Origin of the sequence: Rhizobium sp. Leaf262, from assembly GCF_001422245.1 — a bacterium.
Classification (GTDB): domain Bacteria; phylum Pseudomonadota; class Alphaproteobacteria; order Rhizobiales; family Rhizobiaceae; genus Agrobacterium.
The window spans coordinates 160654-184457 of the sequence record NZ_LMMM01000003.1 but is presented as its reverse complement, the minus strand read 5'-3'; the positions used below and the strand labels follow the sequence as shown (position 1 = coordinate 184457).

Sequence of the window (23804 nt, the reverse complement as noted above, 5' to 3'; positions counted from 1 at the left end):
TGTTGAATAGTGGAAACCTGGTGCTGTACTATCGGTGCTGACACCAACAGACGCGGCCATGAGCCGCCTAGGAAAGGATTGTGGAAGGTACAGCAGCTAAGACTACACCAAGCTACGGGCTCAAAACGGCTAGGCTTGGTGGGGTGCAGAAAGCGCTAGTGAAGTGGATAGAGGATGGCGGGTACACGTACATCGGGGAAGGTACGCAGCACCACTATTCATACGGCCTGGGCGGTCGGACTTTGGAAGAGATTCAACGCAGCCTGGACAGCCTCGTGACGCGTGGGATCGTCAAGATGCACAAACCCGGCTTCTATTCTATGCCTGGTTGGGAACGTGAGGGGGACTAATTCTGGGCAGCTGTCGATACCTAACTAGCGATTATCCCTCGGTAGCCGCTTCATGCATCTTGCGTAGAAGTTCGCTAACGCTACCCGCGTGGCAGGAAATTCTGCCTGTCACGCGATGTTCAAAGCCATTCTCCTCATCGTACTCATAGCTCGCCTCAAACCGCTGAAATGCCTCGGACCAAGGTGAGATATCAATCTCCTGGATCGCGTCATAAGCATCGACCGCCACGTTGAAGATGGCGGGCTCTATATCGACGATCTGCCCGTACCAATTGAATGCCCCTGCGACATCTCCCGGCTCCCTTTTGAACTTCGCCGCCTGCTTGGCCTCAGCTGAGGCTGCCCGCTCAATAAGCGAACGATCAACCAGACAGACGCGCATTAGCTCAACCACAATCGGCTGAACGAAATCCGTTGCGACACTAATCTTGCTGAGAAGCTCCGCCTCGTGGTGGAAGAGATTTCTCAGAGCTTTCAGCCCGATGAAACTCGGGGAGCTGTGAAGGCCGCCTTTCCTGTGCCGTCCGAGCTTATCACTGAAGCTGTGTAACGAATTCAGGAAATGGAAAAGTGTATCCTCGTTCGGCGCTTGGCAGTGCCGGAGGTAATCTCGGAACAAGCGATCCGTCGCAGCTTGAAGGTCTTTCATTCATAATCTCCATCGGGGAAGCCGACTGCACCAACCACAGAAGCCTGACTAAATCCCACAGCGACATCCCCTACAGCGGGCAGGTTTTCCGCCACTGCCCGCTACCCCCAGACACTCCCCATCACGCTCGGCCTCTGGCGACCATCAGTTGAACCTGCACCTGTCGCTTGGCGTCAACTGCACCAAAACTGCACCATGGCGAGTTTGGAAATAATTTTATTAACAAATTCAATTACTTAAAAACGAGTCGTCCAGTCGATCATGGGTGCCACGGCGAAAATCTTGCCGTCGGTTGCGAGTGCGTGCTTATACATGGATTGCGAAACCTCTTTCTGCGGGGCTTCTACCGCAATGCGGGCAATAATGCCAGTTTTCTGCCTGCGCAGATTTTAAACTGGAAATCCCGGCAGAATCGCGGGACAAACATCACCTGAAATCAGGAGCCAAACCCATGTCCGCGACCGTCATTCCCGTTCCACCCACTGTTTTGATGCCGGTTGAAGGCACCGACGAAACTTTTCCGGTGCGCCGGGTCTATTGTGTCGGGCGCAATTATGCCGACCACGCCATCGAAATGGGCCACGATCCCTCGCGCGAGCCGCCTTTCTTCTTCCAGAAGAATGCGGACAATCTGCTGCCTGCGGGCAATGACTTTCCTTATCCGGCGCTCTCCTCGAATGTGCACTACGAAGTGGAATGCGTGGTTGCGCTGAAAAGCGGCGGCTCGGACATTTCCGTCGACGACGCGCTGGAGCATGTCTGGGGTTATGGTGTCGGCATCGATATGACGCGCCGTGACATGCAGGATGCGTTGAAGAAAATGGGCCGTTCCTGGGAAAGCGCCAAGGCATTCGAGTTTTCCGCGCCAGTCTCCCCGCTCGTCCCGGCTTCCAAAATCGGCCACCCGGCGAAGGGCGCGGTCTGGCTGGAGGTTAATAGCGAGCGCAAGCAGTCGGGTGATCTCGACCAGATGATCTGGAAGACGGCGGAGATCATTGCTGAGCTTTCCAAGCTCTTCACACTGGCAGCAGGCGATGTCATCATGACGGGTACACCGGCGGGTGTCGGCGCTATCGTCTCCGGCGACCGGATCGATTGCGGCGTGGATGGTGTTGGAACGCTGTCCGTAAAAATCGCTTAAGCGAGGATAAGATATGCCGCTTTACCGCCTTGACGAACGTATGCCGCAAACCCCTGCCCCAGATCGCTACTGGGTGGCGCCCGATGCCAACGTCATCGGGTCCGTCAAGCTTGGTGAGGATGTCGGCATATGGTTTGGCGCGACGCTGCGCGGTGATAATGAGCCCATCACCGTCGGTCGCGGCAGCAATATTCAGGAGGGCGTGATGGTGCATGCCGATCCCGGCTTTCCGGCCATCATTGGAGAAGGCTGCACCATCGGCCACCATGCCATCATCCACGGCTGCACGATTGGTGACAACTCGCTGGTCGGCATGGGTGCTACCGTGTTGAACGGCGCGAAGATCGGCAGAAACTGTCTTGTTGGAGCCAATGCGCTGGTGACTGAGGGTAAGGAATTTCCCGACAATTCACTGATCGTCGGCTCGCCTGCCCGCGCCATCCGCACACTGGATGACAAGGCAGTCGAGGGCTTGAAGAAGTCGGCGGAGAACTATGTCCGCAACTGGCAGCGCTTCGCCAGGGACTTGCAGCCGCTCTGACGTCAGGCTGCGCAGGCTTCGCAGAGGCCGCGAATTTCTATCGTCGTCTTTTCCGCCTTGAACTTCTTGCTTTTCACCCAATCGCCCAGACGGTGATCGATTTCGTGATCGTGGAACTCCGTCACCTGTCCGCAGGCGTTGCAGATGGCAAAGGCCACAGTGCCGTGATGATGCGTGCAGCAATCCGACTTGGTGTGTGAGCAGGCAACGAAAGCGTTGAGACTTTCCAACCGGTGCACGAGACCGAATTCAATCAGCTTTTCCAGCGCGCGATAGACCTGTAGTGGCGCGCGAAAGCCCGCGTCACGCAGCTTGTCGAGAATGACATAGGCGCTGAGCGGTGCCTGCGAGCGGGTCAGCGCATCATAAACCAGAGACTGGTTGCGCGTGAGGTTCTGAGTGGTCATGGACGGCCTCCTTGCTCTGCCTTTCGCGCCAGTTTCGGCGCGGGCAGAAGACTCAAGATGAAAAGCATAACGGCGGCAACGACGATGGATGGGCCGGATGGCGTGTCGTAATGCAGCGAGCCCATCAACCCGCCAAACACGGCCACCGCGCCGATGACAGATGCCAGCACGGCCATGATTTCCGGCGTGGAGGAAAAACGGCGCGCGGTGGCTGCTGGAATGATCAGCAGCGAGGTGATCAGCATGATGCCGACGATCTTCATGGCGATGGCGATGACGAGCGCCATCAGCAGCATGAACAGCAGCTTGGAACGCTCCGGCCGCATGCCCTCCGCCTCCGCCAGTTCGGCATTGACGGTAGAGGCCAGTAGCGGCTTCCACAGATAGGCGATGGCAAACAGCACCACCACGCCACCACCCCAGATGAGATAGATATCCGAGACGGAAACCGCCAGAATATCGCCGAACAAGAAGGCAACGAGGTCTATGCGCACCCACGTCATGAAAGCGACGATGACGAGGCCGAAGGCGAGCGCCGAATGCGAAAGAATGCCCAGCAGCGCATCTGCCGACAAAGCCTGACGGCGTTGCAGAAACAGCAGCAGCAGCGACACCAGCGATGCGACGATGAAGACGCTGACGATGAGGTTCAGCTGAAACAGCAAAGACAGCGCCACACCAAGAAGGGCGGAATGCGCCATCGTATCCCCGAAATAGGCCATTCGCCGCCACACAACGAAACAGCCCAACGGGCCCGCCATCAGGGCGACGCCAACACCGGCAACCATGGCCCGCACGAAGAAATCGTCAAACATGCTTTTCTCCATGGGCATGGTGATCATGGGAATGATCGTGGTCAGCGTGATTGTGATCATGATGGTCATGCCCGCAGCCACACGCATCGTCGTCGCCATGCGAATGCGCATCGTGATGATGACCGTCTTCCGGGTGGCAATGATCCGTTACCGAACCATCGGCATGCTGCACGCGTCCATCCGGCAGATGGGTGTGGTCATGGTGGTGGCTGTAGACCGCAAGCCCGCGTCCAGCCATTCCGCCGAACAATTTCATATATTCAGGGCTTTGGCTGACGGCCTGCGGTGTGCCGCGGCAGCAGACATGGCCGTTGAGGCAAATGACCGTATCGGTCTCCGCCATCACCACATGCAGGTCGTGCGAAATCAGCAGAATGCCGCAGCCGGTGGAATTGCGGATGTTCTTGATAAGATCATACAGCGCGATTTCGCCGGAGAAATCCACCCCCTGCACCGGCTCGTCCAAAACCAGCAAATCCGGCTTGCGGGCAATGGCGCGCGCAAGCAACGCGCGCTGAAACTCACCGCCAGAGAGATGCTGTACTTCGGCCTTGGCCAGATGGGTAATGCCGGTGGCATTGAGAGCGGCATCGATTTCCCGCGCCGGCAATTGGCCGGTCAGCGTCATCAAGCGGCGCACGGTCAGCGGCATGGTCCAATCGACGGATAGTTTTTGCGGGACATAGCCGACCTTCAATCCGGCAATGCGCGAGACGTTTCCCTCATCCGGTTTCAGCACGCCCGTCGCCATTTTGGCGCTGGTGGATTTGCCGGAACCGTTCGGGCCGATCAGCGTCACGATCTCGCCACGGCTGACGGAAAACTCTACGCCACGCACCAGCCAGCGACCGCTTCGTCTCACGCCCGCATTGGAAAGGGAGACGAGATGTCCGTCACTTTTGGTTGGGGAATGAAGCATGTGTTTTTCCGATTGTCGGTGTTGCCTATGGCTATTGCATACGTTATAGCGTTACGCAACATATGTAATAACATAACAAATCCATACAAGTGGAGCATACCGCATGAAATCACTCGCCACGCTTCTTCTGGCCTCCGCAGCCATGATTGCGTCTTCCAACGCCATGGCCGCGCCCAATGTGGTGGTGTCGATCAAGCCGATCCATTCCCTCGTCGCCGCCATCATGCAGGGCGTGGCAGAGCCGAAGCTGATTGTCGATGGCGGCGCATCTCCGCACACCTACAGCCTCAAGCCTTCCAATGCGCGGGCGATCGAAAGTGCCGACGTGGTGTTCTGGGTGGGCGATGGCCTTGAAAAATTCCTGGAAAAGCCGCTGCAATCTCTCGCAGGCAAGGCAACCGTGGTGGAGCTGGATGATGCCCAGGGTATCGAGAAGCTGCCCTTCCGCGAAGGTGGTCCTTTCGAAGCGCATGACCATGGCGACCATGAAGGCCACGACCACGCGGAAGAAGCTGGCCATGATCACAGCCATGAGGGCGAGCACAAGCACGAGCACAAACATGAGCACGAACATGAGCACGCAGATGGTCATGACCATGACCACGGCGAGTTCGACATGCATCTCTGGCTCGACCCTACCAATGCCAAGGCCATGGCTGTCGAGATCGAAAAGACATTGATGACCGCCGATCCGGCCAATGCGCAGGTCTATCAGGATAACACCAAGAAGCTGGTGGATAATCTCGATGCGCTGGATAAGGAAATCACCGCAACCGTGGCGCCCATCAAGGATAAGCCATTCATTGTCTTCCATGATGCCTATCAGTATTTCGAACATCGCTACGGCGTGAAGACGGCGGGCTCGATCACCGTCAGCCCGGAAAACATTCCCGGCGCAGATCGCATCAAGCAAATTCACGCCAAGGTGAAAGAGCTGAACGCCACCTGCGTCTTCGCCGAACCACAGTTCGAGCCGAAGCTGGTCAACGTCGTTATCGAAGGCACCAATGCCAAGTCCGCGACGCTCGATCCTGAAGCCGGAACGCTGGAGGCCGGGCCAGACCTTTACTTCAAGCTGATGCGCGGCATTGCGACATCGCTGAAAGACTGCCTTTCGTGATTGCTGGCCGCAAATATTGAAGCCAAGCCACCACCGACAAAAAAATGCGGCCATGGAACCTGTCCATGGCCGCAGTTCGTTTTAGATCTGAATTACCGGGCCGCAGAAAGGCCGATGATCAGACCGCTGACAGCATTGATCAGCAGATACTGGTTATCGACACGTACCCAACGCTCGCCGCGACGTGGCTCTCTCAGATTGTGGCGACGATAGTCACGGCGATCAACGAAATGACGACGTTCCTTGGCGGACAAGCGCTGACCGCGGTCCCAACGGTGCTTCTTGATGATGACCTTTTTCGTGGTGACGCTGCGTTCGATGGTTCTGTGGCCGTGGCGGTCATCGTGACGGCTCTGAGCCTGTGCTGCCATGGGTGCTGCAAGCACGGTTGCGGCCATAAGAAGAGACAAGAACTTTTTCATCGACGTTTCCTTTTCGTGAAGTGATGACTAGACAATATCGTCACAACAATGAACGGAAACTGAATTGCGAAATTACAAATCCGTAATGGTTATTAACAGTTAGGCTGTTCACTTAAAGTTTATATCGAGGTTTTTTCGGGTTAGCCGCTCCGGTCGTTACCGGAGCGGCCCACTGCTTCACTTCGCAAGTTCTGCGGATTTGGCCCACAGGTTGATATCTGCGTCTTTCGCAAAACGGTCGATCTCTGCCAGTTCTTCCGTCGTGAAGTCGGGCTTGTCGAGTGCCTTGACGCAGTCTTCCACCTGCTCCGGTCGGCTGGCGCCGATGAGCGCGGTGGTGATGCGGCCACCACGCAGCACCCAGGCGATTGCCATCTGTGCCAGTGTCTGGCCGCGACGTTCGGCAATCGCGTTCAAGCCGCGAATGTTTTCGATGTTGCGCTCGTTGAGGAAGGCAGGGTTCAGTGACTTACCCTGGCTGGCACGGCTCGCCTCCGGCACACCACCAAGATACTTCGTGGTCAGCATGCCCTGCGCCAGTGGTGAGAACACGATGGAGCCAATGCCGAGTTCCTCCAACGTATCGACCAGACCATCCTCTTCGATCCAGCGATTGATCATCGAATAGCTGGGCTGGTGGATGATGCAAGGCGTTCCCAGATCTTTCAGGATTGCGGCGGCCTCACGGGTGCGCTGCGAATTGTAAGACGAGATGCCGACGTAAAGCGCCCTGCCCGACCGCACGATGTGATCCAGCGCGCCGCATGTCTCTTCCAGCGGCGTGTTGGGATCGAAGCGATGTGAGTAAAATATATCGACATAATCCAGCCCCATGCGCTTCAGGCTCTGGTCGCAGGACGAGATCAGGTATTTGCGGCTCCCCCACTCACCATAGGGACCCGGCCACATATTGTAACCGGCCTTGGATGAGATGATCAGCTCATCGCGGCAGCCGGCAAAATCTGTTTTCAGAATATCGCCGAAAGCAGTCTCAGCACTGCCGGGCGGTGGGCCGTAGTTATTGGCCAGATCGAAATGGGTGATGCCGAGGTCGAACGCCTTGCGGCAGATTTCCTGTTTGGTCTTGTGCGCAAAATCGTGGCCGAAATTGTGCCAGAGACCCAACGAAATTGCCGGGAGTTTCAGCCCGGTTTTTCCGCAATGATTGTATTTCATGGACGCGTAACGGTTCTCGGCGGGTTGCCAAGCCATGGATATTCCTCCCTAAAATAGACTTCGACCTTTGGATGACCCGCAGGTGGTCGTTCAGATGTGTGTAAACCTAAAGAGATGTCTTCTGCGTTTCAACCTTCCGATTGAGACGAAAACAGATCGAAGATTTTAAAATTCGGTCGCGATGCGGCCGAGCGATCTTTCGGTGAAAATAAGATTTTTCGTGCGTCGCCAGCAGCCAGATCGAACAGATTGTCGGAATAACGGCCCGCAACATCCGCTTCGACCATCACGAACAGGGCAAGACCGCTGGCCTTGATCTCAACCTCGAACTGGCCATCCCCCAGTGCGTGCACCGCGTGCTCGAGCCCGGATGGCTGAAGCTCGAGGGCCTTGTACGCGTTGACCACATGGTGGCCCTCACCTGTCATGCCGTTGGAAGCGATGAAATCCCACGACAGCAAGACGCCTTCTGCAAGCTGGTTGAGGTCGATCTCCGTCACGATCAAAGCCGCATCCGGCCCGCAGGTGGCGTTGGCGGATTTGAGCGGCGTTCGCGTTCCGTCGGTCGCGAGCGCAAAAATATTCATATCGATTTCCACCTCTTCCGCCGTGTCGTTGACGGTGGAAAATCGAACGGTTCTACCGTCTTCAGCGGGAATCGCCGAGACTGTTACCGGCTGGAAAAAACGTTTGGCCGCGTAGTGCAAGGCTTTCCAGCTGCCGCCATAATCAAGGCTCGACCACGACGCTACCGGCCAAGTGTCGTTCAACTGCCAATATAGCGTGCCCATGCAATGGGGCTTCAGCGATCTCCAATAGTCCACTGCCGTCTTGATGGCGAGCGCCTGTTGGACCTGACTGATATAGACGAAATTAGAGAAGTCCTTTGGAAAGCGGAAGTAGCGGAACATCGTGCCTGCGATGCGTTCATTGCCGCCGGCGTTCTTTTGGTGCAGCTCAATGACCGGCGATGAGACATTCATTTCCTTCTCGTCTGCATAGGTCTTTATAACGGGCATCGACGTGTAGGACTGGAAACCGAACTCCGAGCAGAAGCGTGGTTTCACGGCCCGGTATTTGTCAAACGACTTGTTTTCGTGCCAGACCGACCAGTAATGCATGTCGCCCGAACCGTCAGCATGCCATGCATCACCATAATCCAGGTAGCCTGAAGCCGGACTGGAAGGCCACCACAGCGCGGAAGGTGCGGCTTTCTTCAATCCGGTCTCGATGGTTCGGTTCAGACGATCGTAGGCAACCAGATAGCGGTCGCGATTGTCACGAGACTCAGGGAACCAGTTCAGTGCTCCCACAAGTTCGTTGTCGCCGCACCACAGAACGATGGATGGATGCGAAGCCAGGCGTTTTACCTGATACGTGACTTCATGTTCTACATTATCGAGAAAATCATCGGTGCAGGGATAAAGGTTGCAGGCGAACATGAAATCCTGCCACACCATCAAGCCCATTCGGTCACAAAGGTCATAGAACCAGTCCGGCTCATAAAAACCGCCGCCCCACACGCGGATCATATTCATGTTGGCGTCGACAGCCGATACCAACAGATCTTCGGTCCTTTCTCGGTCACTCAGCGAGTGCAGAGCATCCGCAGGTATCCAGTTGGCGCCTCTGCAGAAAATTTCCCGCCCGTTGATACGAAATGCAAACCGGCTGCCCGCCGCGTCCCTGTCGGTCAACAACTCGACCCTACGCAGTCCGATCTGGCGGGTCACGATCTCGTCCGGCACTTCGACAGTCAGGGTATAGAGCGCCTGTTCCCCGCTTCCTGCAGGCCACCAAAGCTTCGGGTTTTCGATGAAGAAGACGTGGCGCAAAACGGTTTCACCCGAAGTGACGCCGCAGTCCAGCCTCAGCCTTTCGTCTCCCAATGAGAGATGGATTGGCACGCTGGCCGGTGACTTCGCGTGAAGCGTCACCTCTACGTGCAGCTCAACGCCATCTTCGCCATGATGCTGGGTCGTCAGCACATGTTCGATGCGCGCTGTATCCAGACGACGCAGGGCAATCGTGCCGTAGAGACCGAGCGGCGCGAGCGCAATGTTCCAGTCCCACCCGAAGTGGCACTGCGGCTTGCGCAGCATATTGCCGTGGGGGATGGGTGAGTTGTCAGTGCTGTAAGGAACGTAAAAAGGCTGCGCCGCCTGCCTCTCTGCACCGGCCCTGATGCTGGAATGAAAATGGATGCGGATGACGTTTTCGCCGGGCACAAGGGCACTCGAAACATCCGGCCGGTAGCGGCGGAAGCAGTTATCGGCAGACAAGACCGGAGCATCGTTGACGAAGACGACCGCCACCGTATCCAGATAATCAATATCGAGATACCAATCTCCATCCGCATGATCGACATGGAAGCGCCGCTCAATGATCCAGTCTTGTCTCGCCACCCATTGTACGTCCGTCTCGTTGCGTCCGAAATACGGGTCGGGAATGATCTGCGCCCTATGCAACGCAGTGTGCACATCCCCCGGTATCTTCATTGTGGTGGTGTGTTCATCCTTTTCGGACGAAAGCGTCCAATCGCCTGAGAGATCGATGACGACGTCGCTTGCGTAGGAAGATGTCATGCTCATGCCCTGTCACTCGTTGCAGCGTGGGAGAATCGACCGCGACAGCCAGCGGCTGTGTCTCACCGACCGCTTTCAATTGCGATCCATGCGACCTATCCTCCGTCCGGCAACGTTACCGTAATTACTTCCGGGCGTCACGAGGGTGATCAATTCGAAAGCTTATCAATGAAAGAAAATATAATGTGTTTTCATAAAATTATTTTAAAACCATATCTTATTGAGATTTGTTAATGTTTTTTGCGTTCATTTATGGCTATGCGTCGGATGGTTTTAAGTCGGAAAGAAACGAGCGGGCAACGAATTCTCGCCTGATAGACAGACGCGCGACCGCTGTATCGTTGCAGTTTTACCGTTCACATAATCGGCCTGATGGTCTCAACGCTTTGCAATCACGAAAAAGCGATCTACCATGCGCCATCGATGTATGGTGAGTGTCGACATGAATGACAGCATAAAATCTGCGACGGACGGCCAACCCTTGGCTGGTTACGAGCGACCGACGCTCAAAACAATCGCTTATATGACCGGCCTTGGCATTACGACGGTTTCGAGAGCGCTCAAGGATGCTCCCGACATTGGCGCGGAAACGAAAGAGCGTGTGCGGCAGGTGGCGCAGCAGATCGGCTATCAGCCCAATCGCGCAGGTGTACGTCTCCGTACTGGCAAGACCAACGTGATCGCGCTGGTCCTTAGTGTCGACGAGGAGCTCATGGGTTTCACTACCCAGATGGTCTTCGGCATCACCGAGATACTGGCCAACACCCAATACCATCTTGTTGTGACGCCACACACGCATGCCAGAGATCCGATGATCCCGATCCGATATATTTTGGATACGGGTTCTGCCGACGGAGTGATCATTTCCAAATTGCAGCCTGACGACCCGCGTGTTCGCTTCATGGCGGAACGCAACATGCCCTTCGCCGCCCACGGGCGCACCGATATGGGCATCGAGCATCCGTATCATGATTTCGACAACGAGGCTTACGTCTATGAAGCGGTGAGACGCCTGTCGCAATGCGGGCGAAAGCGTATTGCAGTCCTCCTTCCGCCCAAGCAGTTTTCCTATCACGACTTTGCCCGTCGTGGCTTCGAACGTGGCCTGCGCGATTTCGGCCTCAACGAATTTCCGCTGCATGGCATCATCAGCAACGACACGCCTCTGGACCAGATCAAGGAAGTCAGCCGGACGCTGATGAGCGGCACGGATTGTCCCGACGGGCTGGTGTCGATCAGCGGCAGCTCTACCATCGCTTTCGTCGCCGGTGTCGAGGAGACCGGCAAGAAGGTTGGCACGGATATCGATGTCGTGTCCAAGCAGTCGGCAGACTTCCTGAACTGGCTGCGTCCGGAAATTCACACGATGAATGAGGATATCAAGCTGGCGGGCCGCGAGTTGGCAAAGGCCCTGCTGGCGCGCATCGATGGAAAGCCGGTGGAAGGGTTGCAAACCCTCAGTCAGCCGGTCTGGTCCAGCCGCGCCCCGAAATTCGGCGCATAAGAAAAGGCCCGCTCGAAGCGGGCCTTTCAGTGTGGTTCTTAGAAAATATCCAGACCGCTGCCCCATGGGCCATGCGGCTTGTCAACACCATCGGTGCGCTCGAAACCATGCGCGCCGAAGAAGTCGCGCTGCGCCTGAATGAGGTTGGCACTGCCACGCGCACGACGATAGGCATCGAAATAGCCAAGTGCGGAAGCGAGTGCTGGAACCGGCAGGCCTGAGAGAACGGCATGGGAAACGACGCGACGAAGCGGCGCGTCCGTATCCTTCACCATCTGCGCGAAGGCGGGCGTGACGATGAGGTTGGCGACGTGCGGGTCCTTGGTGAAGGCCGATGTGATTTCATCCAGGAACTGCGAACGGATGATGCAGCCAGCGCGCCAGATGCGAGCGATGGTCGGCATCGGCAGATCCCAGCCGAATTCCTTGGAGGCGGCAGCCATCACTGCAAAGCCCTGCGCATAGGCGCCGATCTTGGCGGCCAGAAGCGCATTTTCCAGATCGGCAATGAAGGCCTTCTTGTCGGCAGGCGCTGGCAGAGCCTTTGGCAGACCGAGAATGGTCTCAGCAGCTTCACGCTCGGTCTTCTGCGAGGACAGGATACGGGCAGCAACGGCAGCTTCGATAGCAGTCGCTGCAACGCCCATGTTCTGTGCTTCGATGACGGACCACTTGCCGGTGCCCTTCTGGCCAGCCTTGTCCAGAATGAGATCGACCATCGGCTTGCCGGTGATCGGGTCTGCGGCGCGCAGAACCTTTTCGGTGATTTCGATGAGGTAGGAGTTCAGGCGACCCTTGTTCCATTCACCGAAGACATCGGCGATTTCAGCGGCGCTCAGCTTCAGGCCATCGCGCAGAATGCCGTAGATTTCGGCAATCATCTGCATGTCGGCATATTCGATGCCGTTGTGGATGGTCTTGACGAAGTGGCCTGCGCCATCATTGCCCAGCCACGCCACGCATGGATCATTGTCGTATTTGGCGGAGATGGAGGTCAGCACCTTCTCGACGCGCTTCCAGCTCTCTTCCGTGCCACCAACCATGATGGACGGGCCGTGACGCGCGCCTTCTTCACCACCGGAAACACCCATGCCGATAAAGGTCAGGTCGGTATCCTTCAGCGTATCGAAACGGCGGATCGTATCGCGGAAATTCGCATTGCCGGCGTCAATCATGATGTCGCCGTTTTCGAGATGCGGCTTGAGGATCTCCATCTGCTGATCGACCGGGTCGCCAGCCTTGATCATGATGATGATAGGGCGCGGCGGGCGAATGGCTGCAATGAATTCCTCGATGGTTTCGCAAGGAATGATCTGGCCCTGCAACTCGCCAGCATCGGCGTAGAATTTCTTCGTGACTTCCGGGGTTCGGTTGAAAACAGCAATCTTGTTGCCTTTTTCTGCGATGTTGAGCGCGAGGTTGGACCCCATTACGCCAAGACCGATCAAACCGATTTCTGCCTGTTCCACGAACGTATCTCCAAATTGCTTTTAACGGCGATGTTGTGGCACTCTAATGTGAAAACGGCAAGGCTAGCGCGAACTGAAACGATTATATTTTGATGACGCAAGTCAGCTTTGCGACATGCGCATGGAAGCCATGATTATCAGCCCGGTCGGTCGTCGCCATCATCCAGCGCCCGCCATGCTGAACCGTCCATATCGTCATACTGGCCACTTTTCAGCGACCACATGAAGGCGAAAAGACCAAGCCCGCCCAGAAACAGCGCCACCGGAATGAGGAACATCAGCATATTCATGCGAAGCGCACCTCGGGGCTTTTGCCCTCGCTCTTGTCTCTCGCGATCATCCGTTCAGCCGAGCCGTTCAGTCGCAAGGCATTGACGACCACGATGATCGATGATGTCGACATGGCGATGGCGGCAATCATCGGCGTGGCATAACCGGCAAGCGCGATCGGCACCGCGATGATGTTGTAGCCGATGGCGAGCGCGAAGTTCTGCCGGATCAGACGCCCCGCCTTTCTGGACGTATCGATAGCAAACCAGACGGCACGCAGATCATCCCGCATGAAAACGAAATCCGCAGCCTGCCGACCGATATCCGCAGCCGTCGCCGGTGCCATCGACACATGGGCGGCAGCCAGTGCCGGCGCATCATTGATACCATCGCCCACCATCAGAACCTTACGACCTTCGCCCGTCAATTCAGCGCAACGACTGGCCTTTTCGGCAGGTGATAGCCCACCCTGCCCGGCATCGATGCCCACCCATTTGGCAAGTGCCGCCACAGCGGCTGGGCGATCGCCCGAAACGATCTGCGTCGAAAAACCGGTATGATGAAGCTGCGCAATGGCAGCGGCGGCACCGGGGCGAATGCTGTCTTCGAACTGAAACTGCGCGACCTCGCTCCAATCGAGCGACAGAACGACTTCCGATGTCGCATCGTCACTTTGCGCAACCTCATCAGCGCAGGCAAAGCGCCGGTTACCAAGCCGGTAAATGCCATCAGATGTTCTCACCTCGACGCCCGAACCGGGAATTTCGCGGACATCTTCAAACATAGGCAGCGGACCATTCATCTCCCGGCAAAGGCTTTGCGAAAGAGGGTGGCGGGAGTTCGCGGCGATGCCAGCGGCAAGCCGCATCGTTTCTGCGGATATCGCTCCACCATTCACCAGTCGTGGCTGGCCCACCGTCAATGTGCCGGTCTTGTCGAACAGAACCGTATCGGCCTCCGCCAGCCGCTCCATGGCAGAACCGTCTTTCACCATGATGCCGTTTTTGAACAGCCGCCCGGCAGCGATCACCTGAACGACAGGCACGGCGATGCCGAGCGCACAGGGGCAGGTGATGATCAGCACTGCAATCGCAATCAGCATTGCCTGCTTCCAGTCACCACCTAAGACGCCCCAGGCGACGAAGGAGGTCAGCGCTAGCAGGTGCACGACCGGCGAATAATATTGCGCGGCACGGTCTGCCAGGCGGCGGTAACGCGCCCTGCCCCCTTCGGCAGCTTCCATAAGGCCGATGATTTCCGAGAGAAACGAATCCCGCGCCAGCGCCGTCGCTTCCATCACCAGCGGGCCAGTGAGATTGAGCGTTCCTGCCTGAATAATGTTGCCCACGCGCACCACGCGCGGCGCGCTTTCGCCATTGGCAATGGACACATCCAGATCGCTATTGCCGCTGACGATCCTGCCATCCACCGGCACACGCTCGCCCGCCGAAATCGCCACCCGATCACCGGGTACGATTTCACCGACGGGACGGTATTCACGGTTGCCATCCTCAAGCAAAACAGTCGCGCCGCGCGGCGAAAGCCGTGCCAAGCCTGCGATGGCCGAGCGCGCCCTGTCGCGCATCACGTGATCCAGCGTACGACCAATCAGCAGGAAAAACAGCAGCGAAACCGTGGCATCAAACCATGCATGCGCGCCGCTATGCATCGTCTCCCAGATGGACACGCTGTAGGACAGGGTGATCGCCAGCGCGATGGGCACATCCATATTGGTGCGCCCATGTTTCAGGGCGTTGTAGGCGGATTGATAGAAAAAGCGCCCGCCATAAATCAGCGCCGGTGCCGCGATCAGCGCCGAAATCCAGTGGAACATATCGCGCGTCGCCGCATCCGCCCCGGACCACACCGAAATCGACAGCAGCATGATGTTGACGGCTGCAAAACCGGTGAGACCAACGGCGCGGATCAGCCTGTTGCGCATGTCATCCGATGTCTCTTGCCCAGAGCCGAAAAGATGCGCCTCATAGCCTGTCGAGGCCACGGCCCTTGCCAGATCGGCAGGATCCGTTCGCTCCCCCACCACCTCTTCCTTCCAGACGATGGAGACTCGTTTGGAGGAGAGGTTGACGCGGGCGCGTTCCACTTGCGGCATCCCCGCCAGTGTGCTTTCGATGGTGGTGATGCAGGCACCGCAATAAACGCCGGGCACGGACAGGTCCGTCTGCCGCAGCCCCTGCCCCAGATCACGGCTGGCCAGCATCAGCTCTTCTGACGAAGGCAGCGCTCTCTTCAACCCGGCCTGTTCGAGAGCGATTTCCGTTCCGGGCGCGCAGCAGCTCATCTCACACCTCCGGCGATGTCGATGCGTGTTCCCTCATGCACGATCACAGCCCCATCCTTCACGGCAATCGCCTCGACGATCCAGTCGCCTGGGGCCAATTCGTGCCGGGCGGAGAATGTGTTAGGGCCGTGCTTTTCCAGAGACAGCGAAAAATCCTGATGCTCCCCCACCGGACGGCGGAAGTTCAGCGTCACCTTATCGGTATCGACGGCGCCGCGCTGCGGGTGAGACACCTCATATTCTACAGTGCTTCCATCAATATGAAGTTTGCCGACGATGCCGCTGGCGGCGCGGGCCTTCGCTGCCTCCGCCTTGCCATTGAACTGCTGGCTGGCGACATAGGTATTCGGCACCACCAACCCGCTCCAGCTGGTGACAGCGTTCCAGGCCATGGTCACATTCACGGAAATGATCGTGCCGAAGAACAGCAGCATGATGGTCAGCATGTGCCAGCCGGTGAAGGTAAAGCCCGGCTTTTCGCCCTGTTCAGCGCTCATTTCTTTGCTCCCGGCCCGTTGAAGACGGCCTTGTAATGTGCGGTTTCGGAATATTCGTCATCGACCGCTATGAAGTTGAAATCATCAGCAGCACGAACGGCGGCCCCGCTCGGCGTGGTCACGAAGACCCGCAGATTCGTCACCTCATCCGGCTTCACATCAATGCTGAAGGACCGTGCAGGCTCCGCTGCCATGCCGTTGATCTTCATCACCGCATCTGGCAGGCCATCGAGCGACAGTGTGATGGTGCGTGGCTGGGCGATCATGTTCAGCAGCCGCACCGTATAGCCGTTGCGGATCGAGCCATCCGACTCCATCACATATTGCGGATTGCGGTCATGCAGCACATTGACGGAAAGCCGTTCTCTGGTTGCCAGCGTCACCAGCATGACGACGCCGACAAGGCACCAGATCGTCATGTAGAACACGGTGCGTGGGCGGAAGATGATGCGCCAGTTGAAGTGCCTGACGGCATCGACAAACGTCCCATCCGGGTTTCGAACATTGCCGGGGCGGATGTCATGCGCACCGTCGCCGGTGGCAAGCGCCATGTTGTCTTCATATTCGCTGAGCGTCGCATAGGCGATCAGGCCGCGCGGCTTGGAAAGCTTGTCCATGACGCTGTCGCAGGCATCGATGCACAGCGCGCAGGTAATGCACTCCATCTGCTGGCCATCCCGGATGTCGATGCCCATGGGACAGACCGCAACGCAGGCATTGCAATCCACGCAGTCCCCCACCGGCTCTCCGGCGGAAATGGCCTTCTTGGCGTGGCGCGAACGGCGTTCGCCACGCCAGTCATGATAGGTCACGACCAGTGAATGCTCGTCCAGCATAGCACCCTGAATACGCGGCCACGGACACATATAGGTGCAGACCTGCTCGCGCATCAGCCCGCCCAGCACATAGGTCGTCGCCGTCAAGGTGGCGACGGTATAATAGGCAATCATCGCTGCATTGCCGGTCAGAAACTGCATGGCCAGCGTCGGCGCATCGGCGAAATAGAATATCCAGGCACCGCCGGTCAGAACGCCGATGACGATCCATATCGCGTGCTTCACCAACCGCTTACGGAGTTTCTCGAAAGTCCAAGGCCCGGCATCCAGCTTCATGCGCGCATTTCTGTCGCCCTCGATGAACCGTTCGACCACGAGAAACAGATCGACCCAAACCGTCTGCGGACAGGTATAACCGCACCATGCGCGCCCGACGGCAGACGTCAGCAGAAACAGCCCGAACCCGGCCATGACCAGCAATCCGGCAACATAGAAAAACTCCTGCGGCCAGATTTCGATGAAGAAGAAGTAGAAGCGACGGTTGGCAATATCGATCAACACAGCCTGATCCGGCGCGTATGGCCCCCGGTCCCAGCGAAGCCACGGTGTCAGGTAATAGATGCCAAGCGTGATCAGCATCACGATCCACTTGAAGCGCCGAAAACGGCCCTCCGCACGCTTGGGAAATATCTTCTTGCGCGCTTCATAGAGAGGCTGTCTGCGACCAGCGGAATTCACCGGTTCTGCATTCAGTCTTTCAACCGTATCGGAGCCGTTGCCATTGTTTCCGGCGCTGTAAATGTTCATGGGGCTAAGTGTCCGGTTTCTCACCCTTGCGTTTTGGCACTTCACCGGGCAACCATCCTTGACTTAGGTCAAGTCAGGACAAAGTGGCGCAGTCGAACCGCGCAGGACGAGGAGGCAACAATGACCACGATGACATCGCACATCGTTCACATCTCGATCGAACGTCCCTGGAAAGACGTTTACGCCTATGCAGCCGATCCGGCCCGTATGCCGCAATGGGCTGCTGGCCTTGCCAGTGGTTTGACGAACGATGGCGATGAGTGGATTGCGTCGGGGCCGCTGGGCGGTGTGCGCGTGAAGTTCGCCCAGCCGAACGATTACGGCGTCATCGATCACGTCGTGACGTTGCCGGATGGGATGGAGGTTTATAACGCGCTGCGGGTCACGCCCAATGGAGATGGGGCGGAGGTGGCGTTTACGGTGTTAAAGCTGTCTGGCATGACAGATGCCCAGTTTGAGCGCGATGCGGCGGCAGTGCTTGCGGACTTAAAAGCGTTGAAGGCGATTTTGGAGGGCGCGTGAGGCTGAACCCACACCTCACCTTTATCACCCTCAGGGCTTTCCCTCTCCGTCATTCCGGCCTTGAGCCGGAATCCAGCCGCGCCGCGTCTGCGGCGCGAAGATTTCTTTTTTGATCAAAGACTTGATCACGCTGGATCCCGCATCTAGTGCGGGATGATGGGGCATGGAGCGATACCGCCCCTTATTCCCCACCACCCAGAGAATGCACAAACAGCGTCAGCTGCTTGACCGTCGTATCGCCAAGGCGCTCTCCCCATGCGGGCATCAAACCGTGTTTGGGTGCGCGTATCTGTGCGATGATGCCATCTTCGCCGTGCGCCTTCAGCCAGATGGCATCGGCAAGGTTGGGTGCGCCCATGTCGCGGTTGCCCTTGGCGTCTTCACCGTGGCAAGACGCACAGTTGTCGGCGAAAATCTGTGCGCCCGGCTGGACCATGGACACATCACGTGGCGTACCCGTCAGGCTGACGACATAGGCTGCGACCTCGCGGATTTCGTCAGCTTTGAGCATTTCCGCGAAGGCTGGCATTTCCGAGATGCGCGTGTCGGCATCCTCGGCAAAACGAATACCATGCGTAATCGTCGTGTGGATGTCGTTGACGGTTCCGCCCCACAGCCAGTCGTCATCGTTGAGGTTGGGATACCCATTGCCGCCTTCTGCGCCCGAGCCGTGGCACTGAATGCAGTTGATCTTGAAGGCGGCGGCACCGCCTGCGACGGCAAACTGCATCAACTCGCCATCCTTCTGAATATCCTCCAGCGAAGACGAGGCGATCTTCTCAAGGTAGACGTTCTGTGCCGCCTTGGCATCTGTCACCTCGGCCACGAAATCTGCGCGGCTGTGCCAGCCAAGGAGGCCTTGCGTGCTGCTAGAGATCAGCGGCCATGCCGGAAAGGCAATCGTGTAGCCGATGGCCCAGAGGATGGTGACGTAAAAGGTCCATACCCACCAGCGCGGCATGGGGTTGTTCAATTCGCGGATGCCGTCCCATTCATGACCGGTGGTTTCTACGCCGCTGAGATCGTCAATGTGTTTATCGGACATGATCAGTCCTCCCTAAGCGGAATGCTGGCGGCATCGTCAGCGGATTTCTTGGAGCCGGGGCGCAATGTGAAAATGATGGTGCCTGCGAAAAACAGGGTCATGACAAGCAGGCCCCAGCTATCGGCGAAGTGGCGCATGGCCGTGTAGGTTTCCATGATGCGTCTCCTCAGCGATAACCGGCGGCATCGTCATAGGTCGAGAAATCGACCAACGTGCCGAGCATTTGCAGATAGGCAACCAGCGCATCCATTTCGGTGACCTTGGTCGGGTCACCATCGAAATCGCCGATCTTGGCCTTCGGGTAGCGTGCCTCCAGCGCCGTGGTATCGGCGTTGGGGTCGGCCTGCGCCTTCAGGTCGGCTGCCGCGTTTTCGATCATCTCGTCACTATAGGGAACGCCGACGGCACGGTTGGCCTTCAACTCCATCGCAGCATCGGGGATCTGCAGCGGTGTCGATTTCAGGAAGGAATAGCTCGGCATGACCGACTCGGGCACCACGGCCCGAGGCTCGACCAGATGCTGGACGTGCCATTCGTTGGAGTAGCGACCACCGACGCGCGCAAGGTCGGGCCCTGTGCGCTTGGAGCCCCACTGAAAAGGATGGTCATACATGCTTTCCGCCGCCAGACTGTAATGGCCGTAACGCTCCACCTCATCGCGGAACGGGCGGATCATCTGGCTGTGGCAGACATAACAGCCTTCGCGGATGTAGATATTGCGGCCTGCCAGCTCCAGCGGCGAATAGGGCCGCATGCCTTCCACCTTCTCGATGGTGTTTTCGAGATAGAAGAGCGGCGCGATTTCAACGATCCCGCCGATGGAGACCACGGCCAGAGAGCCGACCAGCAGCAAGGTCGCGTTTCGTTCGATGACGCCGTGTTTGTCGAGAATAGACATCGTTGAAACTCCTTATTCCGCAGGCTGCAGTTTGGGCGCTGCGGTCTTGAAGCCCGCCTCGTCGCGCTGGTAGCCCAGAATTGTCATGGTGACGTTGTAGGCCATGATCAGCGCACCCCCGAGGAATAGCGCCCCGCCCAGTGCACGCAGCACGTAGTATGGGAAGAGTGCGGCGACCGTTTCGGCAAACGAGTAGACCAGGAAGCCCTGCGCATCGTATTCGCGCCACATCAGACCCTGTTGAATACCGGCCACCCACATGACGGCGGCGTAGACGACGATACCGAGCGTTGCGAGCCAGAAGTGCCAGTTGACCATCCGAAGGCTGTACAGCCGTTCCCGACCCCAGAGCTTCGGCGTCAGGTAATAGATCGCACCGAAGGTGATCATGCCGTTCCAGCCGAGAGCGCCGGAGTGCACGTGGCCGATGGTCCAGTCCGTATAATGGCTGAGCGAATTGACGTCCTTGATCGACATCATGGGACCTTCGAAGGTCGCCATGCCGTAGAAGGCGACCGCCATGATCATCATGCGTACGATCGGGTCGGTACGGATCTTGTCCCATGCGCCAGACAACGTCATCAGACCGTTGATCATGCCACCCCATGAAGGCATCCACAGCATGATGGAGAAGACCATGCCCAGCGTCTGCGCCCAGTCGGGCAGTGCCGTGTAATGGAGATGGTGCGGGCCGGCCCAGATATACATGAAGATCAGCGCCCAGAAGTGGATGATCGACAGGCGGTAGGAATAGACCGGGCGGTTCACCTGCTTGGGGATGAAGTAATACATCATGCCCAGGAAGCCCGCCGTCAGGAAGAAGCCGACAGCGTTGTGGCCATACCACCACTGCGTCAGCGCATCCTGCACGCCGGAAAAAGCCGAGTAGCTTTTCACGCCAAGAAACGAAACCGGGACCGCCAGATTGTTGACGATATGCAGCATGGCAATGGTGACGATGAAGCCGAGATAGAACCAGTTCGCCACATAGATATGCGGTTCCTTGCGCTTGAAGATCGTGCCGAGGAAGGTAACGAGATAGGCGACCCAGACGATGGTGAGCCAGATATCGACATACCATTCCGGCTCCGCATATTCCTTGCCCTGGGTGATGCCCAGCAGATAGCCGGTTGCCGCCATGATGATGAAGAGGTTGTAGCCCCAGAACACGAACCAGCCGAGATCGCCGCCGAACAACCGCGCGCGTGACGTGCGCTGCACGACGTAGAAAGACGTGGCAATCAGCGCATTCCCGCCAAAGGCGAAAATCACGGCCGATGTGTGAAGCGGGCGAACGCGACCGAAATTGAACCATGGCTCGATGTTGAGATCGGGAAAGGCCAGTTGCAGCGCAACGATGACGCCCACCAGAAAACCGACGACACCCCAGAACACCGTGGCAATCACGCCATAGCGAATGACCTCATCGAAATATTCGGATTCGCGCTGCTCTTTCGACACCGGCTTTACGGGCGCGAAGGATACGCGGCGCAACATCAGTGCGGTGCCGACCAGCAGCACGAAAAACAGCACCCACATATGGGCGGCGAAAAGATTGTCGTGAGCGAAAGCCGCCCCGAGCAAGGCGAGGAAGGCCCCCACGGCCACCATCGCAGTTCCAAGCATAGAGTTCATTGTTGGTTTCCCCCAACGTCATCGCAGTTACGGCGCGGCGGGACGAACCACTGATAAGGCGGCAAACGTGCTTTCGCGTCGTCTGCTGCTTTGCCACCGGGATGGATAGCTGGCCTTGATTTGGATCAAGTTGGGGTGGGAGGGGCGGCAATCGGGCGCCAGAGCGCTACATTATAGGGGGGTGAGCCACACCCGCCAACATATCAACTACCCCTTCATCCGCAACGGCAACCCCGCCGCCACGAAATAAACCTCGCGCGCCACAGCCGCGATCTGCTGATGCAGCCGCCCGGCGTGGTCGCGAAACTCACGCGCCATCCGGTTCTCCGGCACGATCCCCAACCCAACCTCATTGGACACGAAAACAATCCGTGCCCGCGCAATCCCAACATGCGCAACCAAAGCAGAAAAGGCCGACTCAACATCACGCCCCTCCTCCATCATCAGGTTCGTCACCCAAAGCGTCAGGCAATCGACCAAAATGACGTTGTCCGGCTGGTCCAGCCGCTGCAACACATCCGTCAGCGCAAGTGGCTCTTCATGTGTCGTCCACCCGTCGCCGCGACGCTCGCGGTGATGGGAAATGCGATCCTGCATCTCATCGTCCCAAGCACGACCGGTGGCGATGTAATGCGCGGTCCCCTCGCCCGAGAGAACCAGATTTTCGGCAAAGGCCGACTTGCCGGAGCGCGCCCCGCCCAGCACAAGCACAGCGCGGGATGCGTCAGTCATGAGGAATGCCATGTGATGGTGAGAGAGACGATCCGGCTGCCAGTGCGATGTGTATCGCAAGCCTTGAAGCCACCGACATGAAAAGAGAACGATTCGTAGATATGGAGGCGTTCTCCCGGTAAATCATGCCATGCTGTCGCGGTAGTGAAACGAAGCCTGTTTCCCCGTCTGAACCATGCAGACATGTCGGCAAACAGGTTCGATGCAAAAGCGCCGGATCGTAATCAGAAGGTAGGACTGGTTGCTGTCATTGTCAAACGGCACAAAGCAAAAACCGCGCTGCAGCTTCGTGCAAACGCGGCTTTGAATTTCTGCAAACAACAGAAAGAACACCGCCGGTACGCAAAACAAATCCGGCGTGCAGGAACACCAGTAGCGGTATTTTGTTACCGGATAGTTAGCATCAGCAGGAAAAGAACAAAGGGATGAGATTTTAGCCAGATTGCCATGCACCCAAATCGCATCAATATTGCGCGGGAGATTCGGACAGCCAGAAGGTAGACGCGCACCATGACGACCATCGATTATATAGCGCTGATCGTGTTCATGATTGTTTGGTCGTCCTATACGCACATCACGACTTCGAAAACGCTGTTTGCCCGCACCAGTCTCAACCAGGCCATGGCGGAACGTCGCCGCCAGTGGATACACAATTCCCTCACCCGTGATCTAAAGATGATCGATACGCAGATCATGGCGGGCCTGCAAAATGGGACAGCCTTTTTCGCCTCTACGTCGATCTTCGCCATCGGCGGCTGCTTTGCTTTGCTGGGTGCGACCGATCAGGTGGAATCGGTGTTTCGCGACCTGCCGCTCGTTCATTATGCCGGTCGAACGGCGTTTGAAATGAAAGTCATAGGTCTGACCTGCCTGTTCGGATACGCCTTCTTCAAATTTGGCTGGTCCTACCGCCTGTTCAACTATTGCACCATCCTGTTTGGCGGCATGCCGATGATGCACCAGACGAACGAAAACAGACAGGCAGCCGAACATGCGGCGGAAACGGTCATCCGTATGAACATCATCGCCGCCAAAAATTTCAATGACGGCCTGAGAACCATCTTCTTCTCCATCGGCTATCTCGGCTGGTTCATCAGCCCATACGTGTTCATGGCATCGACCACCATCATCATGGTGGCGCTGCTTCGCCGCCAGTTTTTTTCGGAAGCGCGCCGGGCGATCATGGACGATCTGCCCAAGCCATGAAATCGCCTCACTTCAC

General features: G+C 57.4%; 24 protein-coding genes. 6 read left to right on the top strand and 18 right to left on the bottom strand.

All coding sequences use genetic code 11. The annotated features are described in order from the left end of the window. Positions 1–381: 381 nt before the first annotated feature. A complete protein-coding gene (locus tag ASF29_RS05410) occupies positions 382–999 on the bottom strand; it encodes a hypothetical protein (protein WP_062449320.1) in 618 nt (205 codons plus the stop codon). A 451-nt stretch (positions 1000–1450) separates the two neighbouring features. On the opposite strand from ASF29_RS05410, the gene ASF29_RS05405 reads away from it, so the two are divergent. Both ASF29_RS05405 and ASF29_RS05400 read left to right on the top strand, forming a co-directional pair. Beyond that, positions 1451–2140 (top strand): fumarylacetoacetate hydrolase family protein, encoded by a 690-nt coding sequence (locus ASF29_RS05405; RefSeq protein WP_062449317.1) that lies wholly within the window; start codon positions 1451–1453, stop codon positions 2138–2140. A gap of 13 nt (positions 2141–2153) precedes the next feature. After that, a complete protein-coding gene (locus ASF29_RS05400; protein WP_062449315.1) occupies positions 2154–2681 on the top strand; it encodes a gamma carbonic anhydrase family protein in 528 nt (175 codons plus the stop codon). A 2-nt stretch (positions 2682–2683) separates the two neighbouring features. On the opposite strand, the gene ASF29_RS05395 is transcribed toward ASF29_RS05400, so the two are convergent. The 3 genes from ASF29_RS05395 to znuC are packed head-to-tail and all read right to left on the bottom strand — an operon-like array spanning position 2684 to position 4822. Further along, positions 2684–3088 (bottom strand): Fur family transcriptional regulator, encoded by a 405-nt coding sequence (locus ASF29_RS05395; RefSeq protein ID WP_062449313.1) that lies wholly within the window; start codon positions 3086–3088, stop codon positions 2684–2686. Beyond that, positions 3085–3903, bottom strand: coding sequence for a zinc ABC transporter permease subunit ZnuB (znuB, locus tag ASF29_RS05390; protein WP_062449311.1), 819 nt, complete (start codon positions 3901–3903; stop codon positions 3085–3087). The genes ASF29_RS05395 and znuB overlap by 4 nt, the downstream gene beginning before the upstream one ends. Continuing rightward, positions 3896–4822 (bottom strand): zinc ABC transporter ATP-binding protein ZnuC, encoded by a 927-nt coding sequence (gene znuC / locus ASF29_RS05385; protein ID WP_062449309.1) that lies wholly within the window; start codon positions 4820–4822, stop codon positions 3896–3898. The genes znuB and znuC overlap by 8 nt, the downstream gene beginning before the upstream one ends. A gap of 103 nt (positions 4823–4925) precedes the next feature. Between znuC and znuA the strand changes: the two genes are divergently transcribed. Continuing rightward, a complete protein-coding gene (gene znuA / locus ASF29_RS05380; protein WP_062449307.1) occupies positions 4926–5942 on the top strand; it encodes a zinc ABC transporter substrate-binding protein ZnuA in 1017 nt (338 codons plus the stop codon). 92 nt (positions 5943–6034) lie between these two features. Here the strand turns inward: znuA and ASF29_RS05375 are convergent, their stop codons facing one another. From ASF29_RS05375 to ASF29_RS05365, 3 genes are all read right to left on the bottom strand, one after another. Beyond that, complete coding sequence (locus ASF29_RS05375) at positions 6035–6364, bottom strand: RcnB family protein (protein WP_062449305.1); 330 nt, start codon at positions 6362–6364, stop codon at positions 6035–6037. 177 nt (positions 6365–6541) lie between these two features. Beyond that, positions 6542–7576, bottom strand: a complete 1035-nt coding sequence (gene mgrA, locus ASF29_RS05370) for an L-glyceraldehyde 3-phosphate reductase (RefSeq protein ID WP_062449303.1) — start codon at positions 7574–7576, stop codon at positions 6542–6544. Between the two features lie 92 nt (positions 7577–7668). Continuing rightward, entirely contained in the window at positions 7669–10125 is a 2457-nt protein-coding gene (locus ASF29_RS05365) for a glycoside hydrolase family 2 protein (protein ID WP_062449403.1), read from the bottom strand. 442 nt (positions 10126–10567) lie between these two features. Between ASF29_RS05365 and ASF29_RS05360 the strand changes: the two genes are divergently transcribed. After that, the gene (locus ASF29_RS05360) at positions 10568–11629 is read left to right on the top strand and encodes a LacI family transcriptional regulator (protein WP_062449402.1); all 1062 of its coding nucleotides are present in this window, start codon (positions 10568–10570) and stop codon (positions 11627–11629) included. Between the two features lie 38 nt (positions 11630–11667). On the opposite strand, the gene gndA is transcribed toward ASF29_RS05360, so the two are convergent. The 5 genes from gndA to ccoG all read right to left on the bottom strand — a co-directional run bounded on the left by gndA (position 11668) and on the right by ccoG (position 17750). Beyond that, positions 11668–13098 carry an NADP-dependent phosphogluconate dehydrogenase gene (gndA, locus tag ASF29_RS05355; protein ID WP_062449301.1) on the bottom strand — a complete coding sequence of 477 codons (1431 nt, stop codon included), beginning with the start codon at positions 13096–13098 and terminating at the stop codon, positions 11668–11670. Between the two features lie 137 nt (positions 13099–13235). Continuing rightward, a complete protein-coding gene (gene ccoS, locus ASF29_RS05350) occupies positions 13236–13388 on the bottom strand; it encodes a cbb3-type cytochrome oxidase assembly protein CcoS (RefSeq protein ID WP_062449299.1) in 153 nt (50 codons plus the stop codon). Next, entirely contained in the window at positions 13385–15670 is a 2286-nt protein-coding gene (locus ASF29_RS05345; RefSeq protein ID WP_200925513.1) for a cation-translocating P-type ATPase, read from the bottom strand. The genes ccoS and ASF29_RS05345 overlap by 4 nt, the downstream gene beginning before the upstream one ends. Continuing rightward, positions 15667–16167 carry a FixH family protein gene (locus tag ASF29_RS05340; RefSeq protein WP_062449297.1) on the bottom strand — a complete coding sequence of 167 codons (501 nt, stop codon included), beginning with the start codon at positions 16165–16167 and terminating at the stop codon, positions 15667–15669. Before ASF29_RS05340 ends, ASF29_RS05345 begins: the two co-directional genes overlap by 4 nt. Beyond that, positions 16164–17750 (bottom strand): cytochrome c oxidase accessory protein CcoG, encoded by a 1587-nt coding sequence (gene ccoG / locus ASF29_RS05335; protein WP_062449295.1) that lies wholly within the window; start codon positions 17748–17750, stop codon positions 16164–16166. The genes ASF29_RS05340 and ccoG overlap by 4 nt, the downstream gene beginning before the upstream one ends. A gap of 120 nt (positions 17751–17870) precedes the next feature. Here ccoG and ASF29_RS05330 point away from each other — a divergent pair, with 120 nt between their 5' ends. Continuing rightward, positions 17871–18272, top strand: a complete 402-nt coding sequence (locus ASF29_RS05330) for a polyketide cyclase (RefSeq protein ID WP_062449293.1) — start codon at positions 17871–17873, stop codon at positions 18270–18272. Between the two features lie 181 nt (positions 18273–18453). On the opposite strand, the gene ccoP is transcribed toward ASF29_RS05330, so the two are convergent. The 6 genes from ccoP to ASF29_RS24280 form a co-directional block, all read right to left on the bottom strand. Then, positions 18454–19317, bottom strand: coding sequence for a cytochrome-c oxidase, cbb3-type subunit III (gene ccoP, locus ASF29_RS05325; RefSeq protein WP_062449290.1), 864 nt, complete (start codon positions 19315–19317; stop codon positions 18454–18456). 2 nt (positions 19318–19319) lie between these two features. Further along, positions 19320–19472 (bottom strand): CcoQ/FixQ family Cbb3-type cytochrome c oxidase assembly chaperone, encoded by a 153-nt coding sequence (locus ASF29_RS05320; RefSeq protein ID WP_062449288.1) that lies wholly within the window; start codon positions 19470–19472, stop codon positions 19320–19322. Positions 19473–19483: 11 nt separating this feature from the next. Continuing rightward, positions 19484–20215: a cytochrome-c oxidase, cbb3-type subunit II gene (ccoO, locus tag ASF29_RS05315; protein ID WP_062449287.1), complete on the bottom strand. Its 732-nt coding sequence runs from the start codon at positions 20213–20215 to the stop codon at positions 19484–19486. A gap of 12 nt (positions 20216–20227) precedes the next feature. Next, on the bottom strand, positions 20228–21850 hold the full coding sequence (gene ccoN, locus ASF29_RS05310; RefSeq protein ID WP_062449284.1) for a cytochrome-c oxidase, cbb3-type subunit I: 1623 nt from the start codon (positions 21848–21850) through the stop codon (positions 20228–20230). A 207-nt stretch (positions 21851–22057) separates the two neighbouring features. Beyond that, positions 22058–22582: a bifunctional adenosylcobinamide kinase/adenosylcobinamide-phosphate guanylyltransferase gene (gene cobU, locus ASF29_RS05305; protein WP_062449399.1), complete on the bottom strand. Its 525-nt coding sequence runs from the start codon at positions 22580–22582 to the stop codon at positions 22058–22060. 123 nt (positions 22583–22705) lie between these two features. After that, positions 22706–23035 carry a hypothetical protein gene (locus tag ASF29_RS24280; RefSeq protein ID WP_156462534.1) on the bottom strand — a complete coding sequence of 110 codons (330 nt, stop codon included), beginning with the start codon at positions 23033–23035 and terminating at the stop codon, positions 22706–22708. Positions 23036–23092: 57 nt separating this feature from the next. Between ASF29_RS24280 and ASF29_RS05295 the strand changes: the two genes are divergently transcribed. After that, a complete protein-coding gene (locus ASF29_RS05295; RefSeq protein WP_062449279.1) occupies positions 23093–23788 on the top strand; it encodes a DUF599 domain-containing protein in 696 nt (231 codons plus the stop codon). Positions 23789–23804: the final 16 nt, after the last annotated feature.